Source organism: Segatella copri (genome assembly GCF_002224675.1).
GTDB classification, from domain to species: domain Bacteria; phylum Bacteroidota; class Bacteroidia; order Bacteroidales; family Bacteroidaceae; genus Prevotella; species Prevotella copri_U.
Window position 1 is genome coordinate 64,683 of the sequence record NZ_NMPZ01000007.1, and the last position, 22,051, is coordinate 86,733.

General features: G+C 48.4%; 18 protein-coding genes and 1 other RNA gene. 7 read left to right on the top strand and 12 right to left on the bottom strand.

Going from position 1 to position 22,051, the window contains the following annotated elements; genetic code table 11:
- Nucleotides 1-7 precede the first annotated feature (7 nt).
- Nucleotides 8-405: a transfer-messenger RNA gene (gene ssrA, locus CFT61_RS05775) on the bottom strand.
- Nucleotides 406-624: 219 nt separating this feature from the next.
- Here ssrA and CFT61_RS05780 point away from each other — a divergent pair.
- The 6 genes from CFT61_RS05780 to CFT61_RS05805 all read left to right on the top strand — a co-directional run bounded on the left by CFT61_RS05780 (nucleotide 625) and on the right by CFT61_RS05805 (nucleotide 9,572).
- Nucleotides 625-2,076 carry a sigma-54-dependent transcriptional regulator gene (locus CFT61_RS05780; protein ID WP_089543590.1) on the top strand — a complete coding sequence of 484 codons (1,452 nt, stop codon included), beginning with the start codon at nucleotides 625-627 and terminating at the stop codon, nucleotides 2,074-2,076.
- A 139-nt stretch (nucleotides 2,077-2,215) separates the two neighbouring features.
- Nucleotides 2,216-3,442, top strand: coding sequence for a sensor histidine kinase (locus CFT61_RS05785; RefSeq protein ID WP_089543512.1), 1,227 nt, complete (start codon nucleotides 2,216-2,218; stop codon nucleotides 3,440-3,442).
- A 168-nt stretch (nucleotides 3,443-3,610) separates the two neighbouring features.
- Nucleotides 3,611-5,071: a TolC family protein gene (locus CFT61_RS05790; RefSeq protein WP_089543513.1), complete on the top strand. Its 1,461-nt coding sequence runs from the start codon at nucleotides 3,611-3,613 to the stop codon at nucleotides 5,069-5,071.
- Between the two features lie 24 nt (nucleotides 5,072-5,095).
- Nucleotides 5,096-6,346, top strand: a complete 1,251-nt coding sequence (locus tag CFT61_RS05795; RefSeq protein WP_089543514.1) for an efflux RND transporter periplasmic adaptor subunit — start codon at nucleotides 5,096-5,098, stop codon at nucleotides 6,344-6,346.
- An 88-nt stretch (nucleotides 6,347-6,434) separates the two neighbouring features.
- Nucleotides 6,435-8,840: an ABC transporter permease gene (locus tag CFT61_RS05800; RefSeq protein WP_089543515.1), complete on the top strand. Its 2,406-nt coding sequence runs from the start codon at nucleotides 6,435-6,437 to the stop codon at nucleotides 8,838-8,840.
- 57 nt (nucleotides 8,841-8,897) lie between these two features.
- Nucleotides 8,898-9,572, top strand: coding sequence for an ABC transporter ATP-binding protein (locus CFT61_RS05805; RefSeq protein WP_089543516.1), 675 nt, complete (start codon nucleotides 8,898-8,900; stop codon nucleotides 9,570-9,572).
- Between the two features lie 60 nt (nucleotides 9,573-9,632).
- Here the strand turns inward: CFT61_RS05805 and miaA are convergent, their stop codons facing one another.
- The 11 genes from miaA to CFT61_RS05860 form a co-directional block, all read right to left on the bottom strand.
- Nucleotides 9,633-10,532, bottom strand: coding sequence for a tRNA (adenosine(37)-N6)-dimethylallyltransferase MiaA (gene miaA / locus CFT61_RS05810; protein WP_089543517.1), 900 nt, complete (start codon nucleotides 10,530-10,532; stop codon nucleotides 9,633-9,635).
- Nucleotides 10,532-11,302, bottom strand: coding sequence for an acyl-ACP--UDP-N-acetylglucosamine O-acyltransferase (gene lpxA / locus CFT61_RS05815; protein ID WP_089543518.1), 771 nt, complete (start codon nucleotides 11,300-11,302; stop codon nucleotides 10,532-10,534). The genes miaA and lpxA overlap by 1 nt, the downstream gene beginning before the upstream one ends.
- A 15-nt stretch (nucleotides 11,303-11,317) precedes the next feature.
- A complete protein-coding gene (locus tag CFT61_RS05820) occupies nucleotides 11,318-12,700 on the bottom strand; it encodes a bifunctional UDP-3-O-[3-hydroxymyristoyl] N-acetylglucosamine deacetylase/3-hydroxyacyl-ACP dehydratase (RefSeq protein ID WP_153097943.1) in 1,383 nt (460 codons plus the stop codon).
- A gap of 14 nt (nucleotides 12,701-12,714) precedes the next feature.
- Nucleotides 12,715-13,749, bottom strand: a complete 1,035-nt coding sequence (gene lpxD / locus CFT61_RS05825; RefSeq protein ID WP_089543520.1) for a UDP-3-O-(3-hydroxymyristoyl)glucosamine N-acyltransferase — start codon at nucleotides 13,747-13,749, stop codon at nucleotides 12,715-12,717.
- A 346-nt stretch (nucleotides 13,750-14,095) separates the two neighbouring features.
- Entirely contained in the window at nucleotides 14,096-14,941 is an 846-nt protein-coding gene (pyrF, locus tag CFT61_RS05830; RefSeq protein WP_089543521.1) for an orotidine-5'-phosphate decarboxylase, read from the bottom strand.
- 218 nt (nucleotides 14,942-15,159) lie between these two features.
- Nucleotides 15,160-16,269 (bottom strand): peptide chain release factor 1, encoded by a 1,110-nt coding sequence (gene prfA, locus CFT61_RS05835; RefSeq protein WP_089543522.1) that lies wholly within the window; start codon nucleotides 16,267-16,269, stop codon nucleotides 15,160-15,162.
- A 17-nt stretch (nucleotides 16,270-16,286) separates the two neighbouring features.
- Entirely contained in the window at nucleotides 16,287-17,435 is a 1,149-nt protein-coding gene (locus CFT61_RS05840; protein WP_089543523.1) for an AIR synthase-related protein, read from the bottom strand.
- A gap of 59 nt (nucleotides 17,436-17,494) precedes the next feature.
- Nucleotides 17,495-18,241: a shikimate dehydrogenase family protein gene (locus CFT61_RS05845; RefSeq protein WP_089543524.1), complete on the bottom strand. Its 747-nt coding sequence runs from the start codon at nucleotides 18,239-18,241 to the stop codon at nucleotides 17,495-17,497.
- Between the two features lie 12 nt (nucleotides 18,242-18,253).
- A complete protein-coding gene (ubiE, locus tag CFT61_RS05850) occupies nucleotides 18,254-18,988 on the bottom strand; it encodes a bifunctional demethylmenaquinone methyltransferase/2-methoxy-6-polyprenyl-1,4-benzoquinol methylase UbiE (protein ID WP_089543525.1) in 735 nt (244 codons plus the stop codon).
- Between the two features lie 48 nt (nucleotides 18,989-19,036).
- Entirely contained in the window at nucleotides 19,037-19,987 is a 951-nt protein-coding gene (locus CFT61_RS05855; protein WP_089543526.1) for a phosphoribosylaminoimidazolesuccinocarboxamide synthase, read from the bottom strand.
- Between the two features lie 16 nt (nucleotides 19,988-20,003).
- Complete coding sequence (locus CFT61_RS05860; RefSeq protein ID WP_089543527.1) at nucleotides 20,004-20,975, bottom strand: PhoH family protein; 972 nt, start codon at nucleotides 20,973-20,975, stop codon at nucleotides 20,004-20,006.
- 135 nt (nucleotides 20,976-21,110) lie between these two features.
- On the opposite strand from CFT61_RS05860, the gene CFT61_RS05865 reads away from it, so the two are divergent.
- The gene (locus CFT61_RS05865) at nucleotides 21,111-22,001 is read left to right on the top strand and encodes a DUF5715 family protein (RefSeq protein ID WP_089543528.1); all 891 of its coding nucleotides are present in this window, start codon (nucleotides 21,111-21,113) and stop codon (nucleotides 21,999-22,001) included.
- Nucleotides 22,002-22,051 lie beyond the last annotated feature (50 nt).

Consider the following 22,051-nt stretch of genomic DNA (forward strand, 5'->3'; position numbering starts at 1 on the left):
AATGGTAGGGTGGAGCTGGAGGGAATCGAACCCTCGTCCGCACAAGGAAACCATACGCTTTCTACATGCTTATTCCAGCCTGCAATTTTCGAGGTATGACAAGACCTGGACCACCAATCATACCCTTATCCTCTAAAATTTCATCCATGCAACGAGGCGTACATGAACTATTTCCGATTTGCCTGCACCGCTTGATCAACAAGATTCGGAACTACATCCGTTGAGCGATGTCCCGTTCCAGCACCTTGTGCCGGAATAAAGCTAATCTACTGTACTTCGATTAAGCAGCGAGAGCGTAGTTATTTTCGCCAATTAATTTTTTGTTCACTAGGATTTAGGAGGTAGCCAACGAGCCTCCGCATGCTTACGTACCATTTCATCTCGCCGTCAAATCCAGTCAACCCCGAGATTTCTTGATAACTAGAGTGCAAAGATAAAGCGAAATTTTGAAATCACCAAATATTTTCGGAAAAATCATCGCTTTTTCTTTGAAATATCGGGATAAAGTGGTTGGGAGACCGTTTTTGTTTAGAATTTTGGAAGAAATGATGGGATTTTCGAAGCTATCTCGTTTTTTTGCAGTAACTTTGTGGGCAAAATAATTAAAAATCAAAAATGATGGCAATGGAGAAAAAAGGAAAGATACTGATAGTGGATGACAATGAGGATGTTCTCTTGTCGCTCAATATGCTTTTGAAACCATACGTGGAGGGTATCAGAGTTATCAATACGCCTGAACGAATCATCGGAATGATGGATTCGTTCATGCCTGATGTCATCATGCTCGATATGAACTTCCATCGGGATGCCATCAGTGGCGAAGAGGGGTATGAATGGCTGGAGAAGATTCTGGCGCATAACCCCAAGAGCGTGGTGCTGTTTATCACGGCTTACGTGGATACGGAGAAGGCGGTGAGGGCTATCAAGGCGGGAGCCATCGACTTTATTCCGAAACCATGGGATAGGAATAAACTGCTCGATACGGTGAAGAGTGCCGTGGAATTGAGCAGGGAAAGGAAGCTGGATTCTTCGGATTCGCAGGAAAAGGAATCGGAGCAGAATATGTATCAGAATCTGAATATGAATCAATGTTCTGAGTCCAAGTCTATTGCTTCTTCTGAAGATGTGTTTGCGAGAATGATTGGCGAATGCCCTGCCATGCAGGAACTGAAAGCGCAGATGATGCGTGTGGCGGCTACGGATGCCAACGTATTGATTACTGGAGAGAATGGTACGGGAAAGGATGTGGTGGCGCATGCCTTGCATCAGCTTTCGGGCAGGGCAAGGAAGCCGTTTGTGAATATCGACCTGGGGTGTATCCCTGAGAATCTTTTCGAGAGTGAACTTTTCGGATACGAGAAGGGGGCGTTTACGGATGCCAGGAATGCGAAGGAAGGACGAATTGAAACGGCGGATGGCGGTACTCTCTTTCTGGATGAGATTGGAAATCTGAACCTGCCGATGCAGCAGAAACTCCTGACGGTGATTGAGAAGCGGGAGACTCAGCGCATTGGTTCCAATAAGGTGAGCCATGTGGATGTGAGGATTCTGGCGGCTACGAATGCTAATTTGCGTGAGAAGGTGGGCGAGGGAACATTCCGACAGGATCTCTTCTATCGACTGAATACCATTGAGTTGCATCTTCCGCCGCTGCGTGAACGTGGAGAGGATATTGTTCTGCTGGCAGAATATTTTCTGAAGATTTATTCGGGAAAATATAGTGTTGGCGATGTGGTGCTGGGTGCATCTGCCAAACAGAAGCTGTTGAAACATACCTGGCCGGGTAATGTAAGAGAATTGCAGCATTGCATTGAGAGGGCAATCGTATTAAGTGATAAGACGGAACTGGCTGCCGAGGATATCAGATTGGAGGATTCTGTGGTGGCATTGGGCTCTTCTTCATCAAGTTCTTCATCAGGTTCCATAAAGGTTGATTCGCTCAATCTTCAGACCTTGGAGCGTGAAGCCATCAAGCGTGCCATCTCCTTGAGCAATGGAAATCTTACACAGGCCGCAGAGTTGCTGGGTATCACCCGTTTCGCCCTTTACAGAAAAATCGATAAGCTCGGGGTTTAAAGCTTTTGCCCTTTCAGGGCGTAGGGATATATCTTGTTAAAACCCAGGGTGTTGCCCTGGGCTAGGAGCTTCTGCCCTTACAGGGCGTGTGGGGATTTAAGCAGTTTTTTTGATAGAAAAAACGGAAATTTTTGAAACTATGTCAATCGTCAATAACTTATTCAATCATAAGAGCAATGAGCGGATGCGCCAACTGATTGAGGCTATCCGCACCCGTGACTTCTCGCTTCAGTATTCATTGGATCATCTGAGGGGAGAAGAGCGGAATCTTGCAGAGCAGATTAACGAAGTGGTGAATGAATTTCGGGAAACCACTTTGCTGCAGGAAGCGAAATACCAGTATTTCGGAACGATGCTCGATACCATCAATGCCTTTCTCATTGTGGCGGATGAACAGGGAAAGGTGCATTGGATGAATCGGGCTGCCGTGGATGGACTCTGCGGTTTTTCGATTCATCACTTGCACGACTTGCAGGTGCTGGATGAGACGCTTCCGGAAATGATGATGCAGCTGAAGCCGGGATTGCAGAAACTGGTACAGTTGGAGACCAAGACCAGCGAGGGGGCTGCTGGCAAGAAGGCTTTGGATGCTGGAAATCAGCATGCGGGGAAGGCTGACTTTGTATTGAGCGTGGTCAACTTCTTTAATAAAGGCTTTGCCTATCGCCTCTATACCTTGCAGAATGTGCAACCGGTGATTCAGAAGAATGAGACGGATGCGCAGCAGCAGCTGGTGAGGGTATTGACCCACGAAATCATGAACTCGCTGACTCCTATCATCTCTTTGGCTGATACACTATGTGAAGGGGTGGAGCAGGATACGCTGGAGCATGATGATCTGCTGATGGCATTGCAAGCCATCAATCGAAGGAGTAATGGCTTGCTGCAGTTTGTGGAGAACTATCGAAAGTTGCAACGCATATCGAAACCTCAGTTTGAGGATGTAAGGATTGGTGATCTGGTGGCTGATTTGCAGCATCTTTATCCGGATTCGATATTCCATTATGAGATAGAAAACGAAGACCAGAGGTTGCAGATGGATCGTTCGCAGATAGAGCAGGTGCTGATTAATCTGCTGAAGAATGCGCAGGAAGCAGTGGAGAATGAAGAGATTCCTTATGTCCGTCTTACCACTCATCTTTCGAGCAACAAGCGCGATTTCATCATTTCCATTACTGATAATGGTAAGGGAATCCTTCCGGAGGTGATGGAGCGCATTTTTGTGCCGTTCTTTACTACCAAGACGAACGGTTCGGGCATCGGGTTGAGTATCTGCAAGCAGATAGTAACCCTGCATGGTGGAACCATCACCGCCTCTTCGAAACTAGGCGATAAAACCACCTTTAGCGTGGTGCTTCCTGCCTGATAGAGACGGATGCCTATCATATTGAGGATGTGCGCACCGTGCGAAATCGCACACGTTTCGTGCGGTTTCGCACGCTTTTTTTATATCCGGAATTTCTTATTTTCCTGATAATCATATCTTTATCTTTATGGCATAGCTTTTGTGTTAGTTTTTGCAAAAGAAATCATTATGAAGATAAAGAATTACCTATTCATAGTATGGGCGCTTGCAGCCCTGAATGTTCAAGCCGACACGCTGCAGCTCGACTTGGCGGCTACCATTGCGATGGCGCAGCGGCAGTCGCCATCGGTGCAGAGTGCCCGCAATACCTTTCTGTCTGCTTACTGGGCTTATCGGTATCATCAGGCCAACTATCTGCCTTCGCTTTCCCTCTCATCTTCACCTTATATTAATAAGGAGGTGAACAAGATAACCCAGTCAGATGGTACGGCTCTCTTTCTGAAGCAAGATCAGTTGAGTGCCGACCTTACTCTGAAAATCAACCAGAATATCTCCCTGACGGGTGGTAGCCTTTTTGTGAAGAGTTCGCTCAACCGCTTGGATGAGTTGCACAACAAGATAACAGCCTATAGTAGTCAACCCTTTATCGTGGGTTATGAGCAGAGTCTTTTTGGCTATAACTCACTGAAATGGAATCGACGGATAGAACCTATCCGGTTCCGGGAATCCAAAAAGCGATATGCCGAAACGCTGGAGATTGTTTCGGCAAAAGCCTGTGAGCATTTCTTCGGTCTGGCTTCGGCGCAAGCAGAATGGGAGATGGCAAAACAGAACTTTGCTTCTGCTGATACGCTTTATCAGATGGCAAAGGGGCGATATGAGAACGGAACGATTTCGGAAAACGAGATGCTACAGCTGGAAATCAACCGTTTGAACGAGGAGACCAATGTGATGGATGCTCAGGTGGCTTTGCGGGAGAAGATGCAGACCATCCGCTCGTTTCTGGGGTTGGAACAATCGCAGGACATCTGTCTGGTGATGCCGGATAAGGTGCCTGCCTTTGAGGTTCCTTTGCAACGGGCGATAGATTGGGCTTTGTTGAATAGTCCGGATCCCGATTATTACCGTCGTATCCAGAAGGAGAGCGAAAGCCGGTTGGCTCAGGCTCGTGCCAATGCCGGATTGAAGGCTGATCTCTATATGCAGTTTGGACTCTCGCAGACGGGAGCCGACATCGGTGCCGCCTATCGCAGTCCGATGAGACAGCAATCGGCAAGCATCACCATCGCCCTTCCGATATTGGATTGGGGACGGGGAAAGGGTAGGATAAGAGAAGCCAAATCGCAGCTGGCGCTTACCCAGACGCAGGTGGAGCAAGGCATGAGGGATTTCTACCAGAACGTAGAAAAACTGGTGTTGCAGTTTAACATGCAAGCCCGAAAGGTGCATGTGGCATCGCTCACCGACCAGCGTGCCGAGAAGCGACATGTGGTGGCGCGCCGACTCTATATCATGGGGCGCAACTCGATACTCGACCTGAATGCAGCCATCAGCGAGAAAGATGCCGCCCGGCGCAATTACATCTCGACCATGCAGACCTATTGGAGTCTTTACTATACGCTCCGAAGCATGACGGGATTCGATTTCGAACACAATAAAGAATTGAAGGAAGAACTTCCTATAGAATAAAGAAATGAATAAAAACAGAATAATATGGATATAAAAAAACAACCGAAACCGTGGTATATCCGCTACCGATATCCTATCCTGTCGGGTGCAGCAGGCATTGCTATCCTGGTCTATGCCCTTTTCCTAATCGTTACTTCGGGCACCCGAAGGGTGGATATGGATAGCGTGGTGATAGCCGAAGTAAAGAAGGCTCCTTTCTGGGAGTATGTAGATGTAGAAGGACTGGTGTATCCCTTCAAGACCATCCAGGTGAATGCGATGGAGAACGGATTCGTGGAACGGGTGGTGGCAGAAGAAGGAGCCATGCTGCAGCAGGGCGATACCATCCTGGTGCTTCAGAATTCGGAACTCTATCATTCTATTGATGATGAGCAGGATGCATGGAGCAGCAAGCTTCGCAACTGTCAGGAACAGGAGATAGAGATGACGCAGAAGACCATCAACCTTCGCCAGCAAGCCTTGGATGCCCAGCATCAGATGGCGAGCTTGAAGAAATCGCTCAAGCAGAGCCGAGAGGAATATCGTATGGGCATTAAGAGTAAGGCGGAACTGGAAGTGGCTGAGGAAGATTACGAATATCAGCGGCAGAAGGTGCTCTTGCAGATGCAAAACCTGAAGCATGATTCCGTATCTACCCGATTGAAGCGCGAGATGATTGCTGCCAACCGGATGGAAGCCAACAAGAAATTATCGAGAATGAAGGGTCGCACCCAGCAGTTGGTGGTTCGGGCTCCCGTAAGCGGACAACTGAGTTATTTGGGGGTAACCCAAGGTCAGCAGGTTTCGTCCGGGGCGAGCATCGGACAGATCAAGGTGATGAGCCAGTTTAAACTGCAGGTTTCGCTGGCTGAGTATTACATCGACCGCGTTATCGCCGGACTTCCTGCCCATATCGAGTACGATGGTCATCAGTTCCCGCTTCGTGTATCACGGGTGATTCCTGAAGTGAAAGACCATCAGTTTGTCTGCGAATTAACTTTCACTGGCAAGACTCCCGCCAATATCCGTTTGGGCAAGAGTTATCGGGTGCTGTTGGAATTGGGCAAGCCGGAACAAGCCTTGGTGATTCCGAATGGTGATTTCTTCCAAACGACCAACGGATATTGGATATTCCGGGTATCTGACGATGGCAAGAAGGCGCAGCGGGTGAATATCAATGTTGGCAGACAGAATCCGCAGCAATTCGAAATTACTTCCGGCTTGAAGCCGGGCGACAAGGTTATCGTAAGCGGATATACCCAAATCGCCAGCGAAAAAGAAATAGATTTGAGATAGATTTTTATCTGAGATAATAAAAAACAAAATCTCTCATAGATAATAAAATTCAATATTTCACGTAAATAAATTATAAAGACTAAAAAATATGAACATGTTATTACACAACCTGAAGGTTGCCCTGCGCAACATTCTCAAGTACAAGGTGCAGACGCTGGGCAGCATCCTGTCGCTTGCCATCGGTATGGTGACGCTTGCCACGGTGCATTCGTTTCTGCAGAATTTCCGCATGGCTTCCATAAATCATGAACCTTATTATGACAGGGTTTATAACCTCCGGTTCGATTCCATCCAAAAACGTCAATCGGATAATTCAATTCGTATCAATGGTGATATCGTAAGGGCGGTGAAGGCGAATGGAGGACCTCGTTGCATAGAGCAGGGACCCTATGCTCCTAATGGTATGCTAACAGGCGGCTGGGCTGAGTTTACCCTAAGCGGCAAGACAAGACGCAAGATGCAGTTGGATGCAGTTCCCCTTGACCGAAATTACCCCAACTTTGTAGGTATCCGTTCTGCCATTACGGGAGAAAAGATAAAGGTGCTGGGTCCTCATGATGCCATTATCAACGAAAAGCAGGCAAAGCTAATCTTTGGTGACAAGAATCCTGTGGGTGCAAGCATTCGTTTGACTAAGAACTATGGGAATTATCAGAATTATCAGTTGAGATTGGTTGATGTCTATCAAGACTTATCATTGACTGAGCCAGACATATACATTTCCGCTCTCTTTTACTCACCATGTGAGTTGGAAGATATGGATTCTGATCAATTTAATGCTGGGAATTTGTATGTGGTGTTGAAAGAGGGATGCACGCCACAGCAGTTGAAAGCAGAGGTGAACGGCAGGTTGAAACCATTGGGGTTGAAGGTAAAAACAGAAAAGCTGAAAGATCGGTTGAGCGAAGAGTATTCAAGCGTTGCTATTGCTCGTTCCATCACTTATCTGATAGGTTCGTTGATTCTGCTGGCTGCCATCATTGGTTTTCTGAGAATGCAGACGCAGCTGTTCTGGATGCGCAGACGTGAAATCTCGCTTCGAATTACCAATGGTGCCACACGCCTCCAACTCTTCTCTATGTTTGCTACCGAGGTGGTGATGATCGTGCTGGCGGCTTATTGGGTGGCAGTATTGATGGGATCCTGGATTTGTGATTATCTGGCAAGGCCTCAGTTTGCAGAAATCACCTCCGAGTTAGGAACCATCAGTCATCTGTATCTCTATAGTCTGGTGATTGGGCTGGTGGTTATGATGTTGTGTCTCGCCATCATCTGGGTTGTGCTGAGTCGCATTTGCAAGTGTACGCAAGCACTCGAATCAGGAATGAGAAGAAGCCATAACCATTGGTTCCGCAATACGATGCTGGGTGTGCAGGTGATGATCAGTATGTTCTTCCTGGGTGTTACTTTCTGCCTCCTGTGCTGGGTGGGCAAGATGGCTGATTTCAATCATATTCCTGATGACGAGCGTGCATACAAGCAAAGTCTGTATCTGCAGACAAATGCGGCAGAAAATGGTCAGCGCCTTAGAGACAAGCTCATCCATTTGCCGCAGGTGGAACGATGGATTCCTTATAGCTGGGGAGTTTTGCAAGTTAACGAGCTGGCAGAGAACGAGGAGTTCAGCAAGGCGGCTTGGCAAGGCGATCCTTATGCTAGCTATAATAATGTGACGAGTTATAAAATTCGGATTACATCAGATACCTCCTATCTCGATTTCTTCAAGATCAAGGTGAATTGGAAGCCGAAGGCAAACCGGAAGAAGTGTATCCTGGTAAATGAGGAGTTGTATAAGCAGATGCGCCAGCATCATGTTGCTCCTAATGATATATTGACCGTAGATGAGATGGATTCGTATCAGATAGCCGGAACGTTCCAGTCGATACCTTATCAGGGGAGTTTTAAAATTGATATATACTCATTCATAGTCATAGACCCCAAAGAGGCTTATGGTGCCACACATTATATTCTTGTGGCAAAGCCGGGTGAATATAAGGAGATGCAGATCGCTGTAGATAGAATGATACAGAAATTGGAGCCTGCTGTGGTAAAACCGATGTCATCCAATCTGCGTGACTATATGGCAAGGAGTATGTTTGCGTTGGAAATACTGCAAAATATTGCGTGGATCCTGGCTATCGTGAGTCTGGCTATCTGCCTGATAAGCATCTTCAGTACGGTGATGCTGGATACGCAGACCCGCAAGAAGGAAGTAGCTATCCGCAAGGTGAATGGTGCCCTGACAAAGGATATTACCAAACTCTTCGGAAGAACCTATCTGGTGATTACGCTCATCGCCATGGTATTTGCGGTGGTAGCCGTGTTGCTGTTCCATATCGTTCTGAGTCAGACTTTCGATATGGTAGAAATCAATCCTGCCTTTCCTATTAGTTTGAGTGTCGTGATAGTCATTGGCTTCATTGCAGCTATCATCGCCTGTCAGGTACGTAAAATCATGAAGGTGGATCCTTCGGAGATTCTGGTTAAGGAATAAAATGTGTAATTTGAAAGTATAAAAGTATAATACGAATTTAAAGAAACGATAAAGATTATGATTCAATTAAATAATATCAAGAAAGTATTTCAGACAGAGGAAGTGGAGACCTGGGCTTTGCGTAATATCAGTCTGGAGGTGAAGGAAGGTGAATTTGTTGCCATCATGGGACCTTCGGGATGTGGCAAATCCACATTACTTAATATAATAGGTTTGCTGAATAATCCTACAAGCGGCAGCTATCTGCTCGACGGCAAGGATGTAAGCATGCTGAAGGAGAGCGAGCGTACCCTGATAAGAAGGGGAATGATAGGTTTTGTGTTCCAGAGTTTCAACCTGATTGATGAGTTGAATGTGGTGGAGAATATCGAGTTGCCACTTCTGTATATGGGAGTTTCGGGCAAGGAGCGCCGCAAGCGTGCAGAGGATGTGATGGAGCGAGTGGCGATATCCCATCGTGCCAAGCATTTCCCATCGCAGCTTTCGGGCGGTCAGCAGCAGCGCACCGCTATCGCCCGTGCCATCCTGCCGCATCCTAAGCTGATTCTTGCCGACGAGCCTACGGGAAACCTGGATTCCAAGAATGGCAAGGAGGTGATGGAACTGCTTTCTGAGTTGCACAAGGAGGGCACCACCATCGTAATGGTAACCCACTCGCTGCATGATGCCAATTATGCCGATAGAATCATCAATATGTTTGATGGTGAGATTGTGAATCAGGTTGAGATGTAGGATTTTATGATATGAAAATCGCCCGATAGCATATTCTTTGATGCTATTGGGCGATTATGTCTATATCTCTTCATCGATAAATCGGATGATTTCATCCTGCTGGTCGGGATGATACCAGTGGATTTCGGTATCTCGCTTAAACCAGGTGAGCTGCTTGCGCATGTATTCACGGCTATGCGACTGTATCTGGCGGATGGCTTCATCCTTATCTATCTCGCCATCGAAATAGGCAAACATTTCCTTGTAGCCCACGGTTCTCAAGGCAGTGAGACCCTTGTGTGGATATACGCTGCGGGCTTCTGCCTCCAGGCCTTCCTTCATCATCATCAGCACACGCTGATTGATGCGATCGTACAGTTCGGCACGGTCGCGGTTCAGGCCTATCTTGATGATGCGGAAAGGACGCTGCTTCTTCTCGGCTACACGGAAAGAAGTGTAGGTCTTGCCAGTCTGGTGACAGATTTCCAGAGCATGCACCACGCGGCGGGGATTCTTCTTATCTACTATCGCCCAATGCTCCGGGTCCATCTTGTGGAGTTCTTCTACCAGTGTCTCCAAACCTTCCTCTTCCAGGCGCTGTTTCATCCAGGTACGGATGTCGTCACGCACGGTAGGAATATCGTCGATACCCTTGCATACGGCATCGATATACATCATACTGCCGCCTGTAAGCAGCGCCACATCGTGATTCTTGAAAATTTCTTCTTCCAGGAGATTCATCACATCGGCCTCGTATTGGGCTGCGCTGTAATAATCTTCGATGTGGTGGTTTCCTACGAAATAATGCTTCACCCGCTGCTGCTGTTCGGCAGTAGGGGCAGCGGTTCCGATAGGGAGTTCTGCGAAGATCTGGCGGGAGTCGGCATTGATAATAGGTATAGAGAGATGCTCTGCCAGAGAAAGACAGAGCTCGGTCTTACCTACACCGGTAGGACCGAGCACTACAATTAAAGTTTTCATTATCGGATGATGCCTCGCTGAGAACTCTCTACGAAGTCGATGATGTACTGGATTTCCTTGGTCACCTCAAGATTCTTCTTGATTTCCTCGATACCTTCCTTCAGGATACCCTTGCTGTAGAGCAGGCGATAAGCCTCGTGGATGTTCTGGATGGTCTCGTTGCTGAAACCACGGCGACGCAAACCGATGAGGTTGATGCTGCAATAGCGGGTTGGCTCCTTGCCGGCAATGATATAAGGAGGAATGTCCTGAGAGAAACGGCAACCGCCCTGGATCATCACGTAGCCTGCGATGTGGCAGAACTGATGAACGAGAACGTTGGCGCTGACGATGGCGTTGTCATCTACAACCACCTCGCCGGCAAACTTGGTAGAGTTACCGATAATCAAGCCGCTGCCCAGCTCGCAGTCGTGAGCCACGTGAACAGTCTCCATCAGGAGGTTGTTGCTGCCTACCACGGTCTTGCCCTTAGAGGCTGTACCACGAGAGATAGTAACGTTCTCACGGATGCTGTTGTTATCGCCCACCTCGCAGGTTGTCACCTCGCCCTTGAACTTCAAGTCCTGAGGCTTTGTAGAGATGCTGGCACCTGGGAAGAATTCATTATTGTTGCCGATACGAGCGCCCACGTGGATGGTAACGCTGTTCTGCAATACGTTGTTATCGCCCAAAACGGTGTCCTTGTCGATATAGCAGAAAGGACCGATAATGTTGTTGTCACCGAGTTTTGCCTCTGGATGAACAAACGCTAATGGACTAATCTGATTCATATTTCTATCTTATTATTACTTGTTCTTAACAATCTGTGCAGTGAAAGTTGCCTCTGCCACCACCTGGTCGCCTACGAACATATAGCCCTTCATTGAGCTGATGCCATGGCGTACGGGTGCAAGCAACTCCACACGGAAGAGGAGGGTATCACCTGGAACCACCTTCTTGCGGAACTTCACGTCGTCGAGCTTCATGAAGTAAGTGCTCCAGCGCTCAGGCTCTTCCAGCTGGTTCAATACGAGCAGACCGCCACACTGTGCCATCGCCTCTACCTGGAGAACGCCAGGCATTACTGGCTCCTCAGGGAAGTGACCGGTGAAGAATGGCTCGTTGCTGGTTACGTTCTTAACGCCCACGATGCTGGTAGGACCCATAGCGATGACCTTATCAACCAACTGCATTGGGTAGCGATGAGGCAGGAGCTGGCGGATGCGGATGTTATCCATGATTGGCTCCTCGTTTGGATCGTAGATAGGAGCCTGGATTTCGTGCTTGCGGATCTCCTTGCGCATGAGACGGGCGAACTTGTTGTTCACGGTGTGGCCCGGACGGGTAGCGATGATGCGACCCTTGATAGGCTTACCGATGAGCGCCATATCGCCGATGATGTCGAGCAGCTTATGGCGTGTACACTCGTTCTCCCACTGCAAAGGGCGGTGCTGGATGTAACCCAACTTGCTGGCATCCATGTGAGGCACCTTGAGATGGTCGGCGAGCTGATCGAGCTGAGCCTGCTCTACCTGACGCTCGTAGATAACGATGGCATTGTCCAAGTCGCCACCCTTGATGAGGTTAGCCTGGAGCAATGGCATGATATCGCGAACGAATACGAAGGTACGTGCAGAAGCAATCTCGTCAACATAGGTCTCCATCTTGTCGAGGGTGGCAAACTGGCTGTTGATGAACTTGCTCTCGAAGGAACACATCGCCGTGATGCTGAACTCCTCGTCTGGAAGGATGGTGATGACAGAACCGTTGTCGTCCTTCACCTCAATCTTATGACGGATGATATAATAGTCCTTCTCTGCATTCTGCTCCTGGATGCCAACGCTCTGAATCTTCTCTACATACATGGATGCAGAGCCGTCGAGGATAGGGAACTCAGGACCGTTTACCTGGATGAAACAGTTGTCGATGCCGAGGGCATAGAGTGCTGACATACCGTGCTCGATGGTAGAGATGCGGATATCGCCCTTACCGAGTACGGTGCCACGCTGGGTTTCAACGACGTTCTCAGCTACAGCCTGGATGATAGGCTCGCCTTCGAGGTCGATGCGCTGTATCTTATAACCGGTGTTCTCTGGTGCAGGATTGAAAGTCACGGTGAGGCTCAAGCCTGTGTGCAATCCCTTGCCGCAAAGAGAGAAGCTACCTTTCAGTGTCTTCTGTTTTGACATAATTATATATAGTTTTATTTATTTTTCTTTAATTCTTCAATCTGCTTCTTCAGGTCGTTGAGCTCCTTGTACATGTCAGGCAGGCGACGGAAGATGGCCTGTGACTTGAAGTAAGCACGCTGCTCCATAGGAGGAGTACCGATGAGCTGCTGGCCGCTCTTGAGGCTGCCTGGCACACCGCTCTGTGCTCCGAGGAACACCTTGTCGCCGATGGTGATGTGACCGGCGATACCTACCTGTCCGCCAAACATACACCATTCGCCTACCTTGGTACTGCCGGCTACACCCACCTGTGCAGACATCACGGTGTTGGCACCGATGTCGGTATTATGGGCAATCTGAACCATGTTGTCGAGCTTCACGCCTTTGCGAACGTAGGTAGAGCCCATGGTAGAGCGGTCAATGCAAGTGTTGGCACCAATTTCCACATCATCCTCGATGGTAACGATACCGATCTGAGGAATCTTGTCATATCCATCAGGTCCTGGAGCGAAGCCGAAGCCATCAGCACCAATGACGCAACCTGCATGGAGAGTCACGTTATCGCCGAGCTTACAGCCGTGATAAATGGTTACGTGAGGGTAGATGAGGGCATTCTTGCCGATCTTCACACCCTCGCCGATGTAAGCGTGAGGATAAATCTGGCTACCTTCGCCCACCTCTGCGCCATCGCTGATATAGGCGAAAGCACCGATATAGACGTTCTCAGCCACCTTAGCCTTTGGAGAAACGAAAGCCAATGGGTCGATGCCCGTCTTCTTAGGTTTCATTGATTCATACATCTGGAGCAACTTTGCCACGCACTCGTATGCATTCTTCACACGAATGAGGGTGGTAGAAACAGGATGATCCAATTCCACGTTCTCGTCGATGAGTACGATGCTCGACTTTGTGTCGTACACGAAGTGAGTATATTTAGGGTTTGAAAGGAACGAGATAGCGCCTTCCTTGCCTTCTTCGATTTTAGCGAAGGTGTTGACTGTTGCGTTCTCATCACCTTCCACACGGCCCTGAACGAACTGGGCTATTTGCGCTGCGGTAAATTCCATATTTATCAATCTTCTAGTTTGTATTACTTAGGGTCTCCTTGCAAGATTCTCTTTTAGGAAACACATTTTGTTTGCAAAAATAACAAAATAAATTTAGATTCTCGTCATTCTTTCGTAATATTTTGCTTTTTTCGCCAACAAATGGGTATTTTTTAGGCGCAAAGCCTCTTTTTCAAGATACTTTGCGCCTAAAATCTTATTTTTGGTGGGGGATTGCAAATCCCCCGGTTTAATAGGTCGAACCTTTTTTACGGCGGATTTCAAATCCGCCGGGACGCCTAGCAGAAGACTTTCTTGCTGGGACGCCTAGCGGAAGTCTTTCTTGCCGGGACGCCTAGCGGGAGGCTTAGCCCAGCTTGGCAAGCTCGGCTGCCATTTGCTCCTGCAGCTCCTTTGCCTTCTGGCCTGCTACCTCTGCGAAATCATCGCCATTGCTAGCGTAGATGATGCCGCGAGATGAATTGACGAGCAGACCGCAATCCTTGATGATGCCATACTTGCAAACCTCCTGGAGGCTGCCACCCTGGGCACCTACGCCTGGAACAAGGAGGAAGTGGTTAGGAGCCACCTTGCGGATGTCCTCGAACATCTGGCCCTGGGTAGCACCTACTACGTACATCATGTTCTCATCGTTGCCCCATTCCTGGCTCTTCTTCAGAACCTTCTCGAAGAGGCGCTCGCCTTCCTTATCCTCTGTGAGCTGGAAGTCGTGGCTACCCTTGTTGCTGGTCAAAGCCAGGAGGATGACCCACTTGCCCTCATACTCGAGGAATGGCTTTACAGAATCCTCACCCATGTAAGGAGCTACGGTTACTGAATCGAGATTGTATTCCTCGAAGAAAGTCTGGGCATACATTTTGGATGTGTTGCCGATATCGCCACGCTTGGCATCAGCGATGATGAAGTGGTTTGGATAGTGGCTCTTGAGATACTTGATGGTGTTCTCGAAGGCGATCATGCCGTCGATACCACGGCTCTCGTAGAAAGCCAGGTTTGGCTTGTAAGCCACACAGTAAGGAGCGGTTGCGTCGATGATAGCCTGGTTGAACTTAAACATCATCTCGGCTTCTGCGCCTTGGATGTCTTCACTCTCAGTGATGCACTTAGGCAACTTATTGATATCTGTATCAAGACCTACGCACAAGAAACTCTTCTTGGCGAAAATCTGCTCTACAAGTTCTTTTCTGTTCATTTCTTTTTAAGTTATTTGAATTTCATATGTTTGCTCCACACTTGAATTTCATATGTTTGCTCCACACTTGAATTTCAGATGTTTGCTTCACACGCCCTGAAAGGGCAGAAGCCCCTAGCCCAGGGCAACACCCTGGGTAGTCATGGCATCAAGCCTGTCGCCCTGTAAGGGCAAAAGCTTTAAAACTGCGGAGCCACATACGAAACCCTGGTAAGGTTTTACAATTCTGTTTCTTTCAGCTTCTCTGCGTTCTCAGCCACGGTCAAGGCATCAATCATATCCTGGATATTACCAGCCAGGAAACCATTGAGGTCGTGGGTGGTGTAACCGATACGGTGGTCGGTAACACGGCCCTGTGGGAAGTTGTAGGTACGAATCTTCGCACTACGGTCACCGGTAGAGACGAGGCTCTTGCGGCGGCTGGCGATATCATCTACATACTTCTGATGCTCACGGTCGTGGATGAAGGTATAGAGGCGGCTCAAGGCACGCTCCTTGTTCTTTGGCTGGTCACGGGTCTCGGTACACTCGATGAGGATTTCCTCTACCTCGCCTGTGTTAGGGTTCTTCCAAGGATAGCGGAGACGAACTCCAGACTCCACCTTGTTCACGTTCTGACCACCGGCACCTGAGCTTCGGAAGGTATCCCATTTGATGTCACCCTCGTTGATGTTCACCTCAAACTTGTCTGCCTCTGGCAATACAGCCACGGTAGCAGCTGAGGTATGCATACGGCCCTGAGTCTCAGTAGCAGGCACACGCTGAACACGGTGAACACCAGACTCGTACTTCAATGTACCGTAAACATCTGTTCCGCTTACAGCGAAGTCGATTTCCTTGTATCCACCCACAGCGCCCTCAGAGACAGATGTCACGCTGATGGTCCATCCCTTAGACTCGCAATATTTCTTATACATAGAGAAGAGGTCACCGGCGAAGAGGGCAGCCTCGTCGCCACCTGCACCGCCACGGATCTCCATCTGTACATTTTTGGCATCCTCTGGATCCTTAGGAACCAGGGCTATCTTGATTTCCTCTTCGAGCTTAGGCTGCAGAGCCTCGTTCTCGTTGAGTTCCTCGCGCGCCATCTCCTTCATTTCAGGGTCGCTTTCGTTGGCGAGGATATCCTTAGCCTCCTTGATGCTGTTCAGACAGTTGATGTATCGCTTGCGTGCGTCCATGATGTCGCCAAGGTCTTTCCACTCCTTGGTGAGCTTCACGTAGCGTGGCTGGTCGGCGATGACATCAGGGTCGGTAATGAGGGTGCTTACTTCCTCGTATCGGCTCTCTAAGCCTTCTAGCTTCTGTAATATGTTGTTATTATCCATTAATTTTAAATTCTTTTTTAGTATTCGAATGTTCCGAATTCGCTCTTGATGGTCAGGCTGCGCTTGCCTTCCTCGATGTGACCCACAATCTGGGCATCGATGTTGAAGCTCTTGCTGATGGCGATAACCTTCTCGGCTACCTCTGGGCGAACGTAGATTTCCATACGGTGACCCATGTTGAATACCTGGTACATCTCCTTCCAGTCGGTCTCAGAGCAGTCGTGGATGGCCTTGAAGAGTGGAGGTACTGGGAACATGTTGTCCTTCACTACCTTGCAGTTCTCGCCTACGAAGTGCAGAACCTTGGTCTGGGCACCGCCTGTGCAGTGAACCATACCGTGAACCTCTGGGCGAAGCTCATCCAGAATCTTCTTGATTACTGGGGCATAGGTGCGGGTAGGAGAGAGTACCAGTTCGCCTGCGTTGATAGGAGAACCCTCAACCTCATCGGTCAACTTATACTTACCGCTGTAAACCAACTCATCTGGCACGGCGTGATCGTAGCTCTCAGGATAGTTTTCTGCGAGATACTTGGCGAATACATCGTGGCGGGCAGAAGTCAAACCGTTGCTACCCATACCGCCGTTGTACTTCTTCTCGTAAGTAGCCTGACCTGTAGAAGAAAGACCTACGATAACATCGCCTGGACGGATGTTGGCATTGTCGATGACGTCGCTGCGCTTCATGCGGCAGGTTACGGTAGAGTCAACGATGATGGTGCGTACCAGGTCGCCTACATCGGCAGTCTCACCGCCGGTAGGATAGATGCCGATACCCATCTCGCGCATCTCGTGGAGCAGGTCGTCGGTACCGTTGATGATAGCCGAGATAACCTCGCCAGGGATGAGCATCTTGTTGCGGCCGATGGTAGAGCTGACGAGGATGTTATCTACGGCACCCACGCAGAGCAGGTCGTCGGTATTCATCACGATAGCATCCTGAGCGATACCCTTCCATACAGAGAGGTCGCCAGTCTCCTTCCAGTACATGTAGGCCAAGCTAGACTTGGTACCTGCACCGTCGGCATGCATAATGTTGCAATACTCTGGGTCACCTCCCAGGATATCAGGGATAATCTTGCAGAAAGCCTGTGGGAAGATACCCTTGTCGATGTTCTTGATAGCGTTGTGAACATCTTCCTTTGCTGCGCTTACACCGCGCATCATGTATCTATTGTTACTCATATTCTTATTTTGAACTTTAATCTTTGAACTTTATGATATGCTTATTTTTCTTCTTGCCAGAAATCCCATGATGCAAAAGCTTGCAGCAAGAGCATTTCCAAGCCATTCTTCACTGTGGCTTCGTGCTCTTTTCCCTTCTTCATGAAGAGGGTTTCATCGGGATTGTAGATGAGGTCGTAGAGTAGTGTATGGGTATCCATCGCCTCGTAAGGCAGTGGAGGGCACTCATCTACATGAGGATACATACCTACAGGAGTACAATTCACGATGACATTGTATTCCTTGATGACCTCAGGGGTGATTTTATCGTACTGAATAGTACCAGGACGTTCGTATCGACTCACGAAAACAGTCTCCAGTCCGAGCGATTTCAAGCCGTAGTTGATGGCTTTGGATGCACCGCCAGTACCGAGAATCAATGCCTTCTTGTGGAAAGACTCGATGAAAGGTTCGATGCTCTGGGTGAAACCGATGACATCACTGTTGTATCCCTTGAGGATAGTCTCGTCGCCTTTATGCTCCACTTTCACCACGTTGACAGCTCCGATGGCATTTGCCTCGGGGCTAACCTGATCAAGATAACTGATTACCTTCTCCTTGTAAGGGATGGTTACATTGAGGCCTTTTAACTCCGGATTAGAGTCGAGAATCTCGGTGAGATCTTCGATAGATGGAATCTCGAAGTTGATATATTGGGCGTCGATGCCCTCGTTCTCAAACTTCTCGTTGAAGTAGCCTTTTGAGAACGAATGTCCTAGGGGATAACCTATGAGTCCATACTTGTCCATAATATCTTTGTTTTATTTTGTTGCGAAATAAAGGGTGCAGATGCCGAAGGTGAGTCTCTTGAACTCAGCCTTTTCGAATCCTGCCTTCTTGAATACCTCCATCATCGTTTCTCCCTGTGGGAATGCCTCGATGGTCTTGGTGAGATAGCTGTAGGCACTCTGGTCTTTCGATATCAGCTTGCCGTAGATAGGCAATACGGTATGCGAATAGATGTGGAACAGCTGCTTCATCGGGAAGCTAACTGGAGTGGTGAGTTCCACGATGCAGAGATGTCCTCCCTTCTTCAGTACTCGGCACATTTCGCGCAGTCCCTGGTCCAGGTTCTGGAAGTTGCGGATGCCGAAGGCGGCTGTTACCGCATCAAAGGTGTTGTCTTCGTATGAGAGGTGAAGGCAGTCTTCCTTGTCGAAGCGGATTACCTGGTCCAGTCCCAACTGCTTCACTTTCTGTCTTCCTATCTCCATCATTCCCTGCGAGATATCTGCTCCCACGAGTTTGTCGGGATGCAGCATCTGTGCAGCAAGGATGGCGAAGTCGCCGGTACCTGTGGCGATGTCGAGCATTTTCTTTGGAGAGAAGGGCGCAAGCCGCTTGATTGCCTTCTTGCGCCATCCCTTATCGATATCCCACGAGAGTCGGTGGTTCAGGGTATCGTAGGTAGGGGCGATGTTATCAAACATCTCCTCTACCAACTTTCCCTTTTCTCCTGTGCCCTCGTAGGGCTTAATCTGTTCTTGTTTATACATTATTTATATATTACTTACTTTTGTCGAGCAATATACCTTATCTATATATTACTTGTGTGCAGCAAGCCACTCGCTTACGTTCTTCTCGATGCGGGCAGCGATGTCGCCTTCCTCGGCAGCCTTGTCGAACTTCTCGCCTGTGATGTGCTCGTACAGCTCGATGTAGCGGTCGGATACGCTCTCTGCATACTCGTCAGTAATCTCTGGCATAGTCTGACCAGGCTGGTTCATGAAGTTGTGCTCGATGAGCCACTGGCGAACGAACTCCTTAGAAAGCTGGCGCTGAGGCTCACCCTTCTTAAACTTCTCCTCGTAACCATCAGCGTAGAAGTAGCGGCTAGAGTCTGGAGTATGGATCTCGTCGATGAGATAAACCTTGCCGTCGCGCTTACCGAACTCGTACTTGGTATCAACGAGAATCAATCCCTGCTTGGCAGCGATTTCCTGACCACGGGCGAAGATGCGGCGTGTATAGTCCTCCATTACAGCGTAATCCTCTGCACTAACAATACCCTGGGCGATGATCTCTTCCTTAGAGATGTTCATATCGTGACCCTCGTCAGCCTTTGTAGTAGGGGTGATGATAGGCTCTGGGAAACGCTCGTTCTCGCGCATTCCGTCAGGCAACTTCACACCGCAGATCTCGCGGCATCCCTTCTGATAGTCACGCCATGCACTACCGGTGAGGATAGAACGGATGATCATCTCCACGCGGAAACCTTCGCACTTCAAACCTACTGTAACCATTGGGTCTGGAGTAGCCAACTTCCAGTTTGGACAGATATCTGTAGTTGTGTCCAGGAACTTAGCTGCAATCTGATTGAGCACCTGACCCTTGAATGGAATACCCTTTGGCAGAACAACATCGAATGCTGAGATTCTGTCGGTAGCGACCATCACGAGGATGTCGTCGTTAATGTCATACACATCACGTACTTTACCGTGGTAAACACTCTTCTGTCCATCGAAATGGAAATCTGTTTTTGTTAATGCTTTCATTTTATTTAATTTATAATTAATTTGTTTTTTGAGCTTCCCGTGCTTCCGCTCTCTCCTTGTCATACTTGTCGTATGCGTTGACGATGCGGGTTACGAGCTTGTGTCGCACAATATCCTTCTGCCCCAGTTTCACGACTCCGATTCCTTCTACTCCTTCCAGAATCTTGAGCGCCTCTTTCAGTCCGCTTCGCTGTTCGCGAGGCAAGTCTATCTGTGTCAGGTCGCCTGTAATGATCATCTTGGTGTTCATACCCATACGGGTGAGGAACATTCTGATTTGCTGTGAGGTTGTATTCTGCGCCTCGTCGAGGATGACGACGGCGTCGCTGAGGGTGCGTCCACGCATGAAGGCGAGTGGCGCAATCTGGATAATGTGCTTTTCCATCATGTCTTGCAACTTGACGGCAGGAATCATATCTTCCAACGCATCATAGAGCGGTTGCAGGTAAGGGTCTATCTTATCTTTCATGTCGCCCGGCAGGAATCCGAGCTTTTCGCCTGCTTCTACGGCAGGTCTTGAGAGGATGATCTTCTTGATAGCCTTCTCCTTGAGGGCTTTCACGGCAAGGGCGATGCTGAGGTAGGTCTTACCGGTTCCGGCAGGACCCACAGCAAATATCATATCGTTCTTTTCGTAAGCCTCGATGAGCTGCTGCTGGTTCTCGCTGCGGCTCTTGATAGGTCGGCCGCTGATGCTATATACCAGCACGCCTTTCACGGAGTCTGCTTTGGTCTGTTTGCCTTTCACAATATCAAGGATATCCTCTTCATTGAGCATGTTGTATTTAGCTAAGTGCTTGCGCATCAGCTCAATGTCTTCTTCTGCTTTCGCCATCTCCTCCTCGTCGCCGAGCACACGAATCACGTTGTCGCGTGCAACGATACGCAACTTAGGATACAGTGACTTAATCATCTGTAGGTTACCATTTCCTACGCCATAGAACATCACTGGATCTATATCTTCGAGTATAATATGTTTCTCTATCAAAATATTTATATTTCTTATTGGTTTGCAACCTTAATGTTCTAAATAATGTTATATAACGCTGCAAAATTACTACTTTTCTGTGAATTGAGCAAATATTTCAATACTTTTTGTTACCTTTGCAGGAAATTTTTAGTTATGAAGATTAGTAAGAATAGATATTTGCAAGGTTTTTTGGTTGTCGTGCTGTTGCTGGCACTGGTCCGTGTTATTTTTCCGAGTGTGGCTGAGCCTAGGTTGACGGCTCATTCTGATGGAAAAGACAGTACGGCAATCGATTCATTGAGAGAAGATTTAATGGCTTCGGCTGGTGCTCAGGATGCCATTTCCGGTGAGGCTTCTGATGCTTCTTCTGCTGAAACAGTGGCTGATGAATTGAAGAAGGATGAACTGTCGGTAACTCCTGATACAGCCTCTGATGGCAGTTTTTCGATATTTTTCGATAAGAATGGCAAGGAGGTGAAGCATCGCATTTTCTCGGTGCCTCATTTCGGAAATACCTTCCCTGATCAGCAGGATGTACAGATTGTGGCTGCCGGCAAGCATGGTGTGGCTCCGGTTCAGAACCGTGAGGAGGCTGAGCATAGCAAGGGTAAACTGGTGTATGTGGGCAGCAATCCGTTCTTTTATGTGGATAAGCTGAACAACAGTATTCCTTATCTGGTGCCTAGGGCTTCGGTATTGTTGCAGGATATCGGTAGGGCGTATTTTGATTCGCTGCAGATCAAGGGCATTCCTTTGCATAAGATCATCGTTACCAGTATCTTGCGTACCAAGGATGATGTGTCGAAACTGAGAACCCGAAACGGCAATGCTACCGAGAATTCGTGCCATCTCTATGGTACTACCTTCGATGTCTGCTACAACCGGTATAAGCAGATTCAGACGGAGAAGCAACCTCGCCGTCAGGTGCAGAATGATACCCTGAAGTGGGTTTTCAGCGAGGTGTTGAGGGATTTCCGTGAGAAGAACCGCTGTTATATCAAATACGAGGTGCACCAGGGTTGCTTCCATATCACCGTAAGATAAGGTTATTACCATAAGATTAATCTTTTATGGCAAAAAAACAAAAAAGCTAG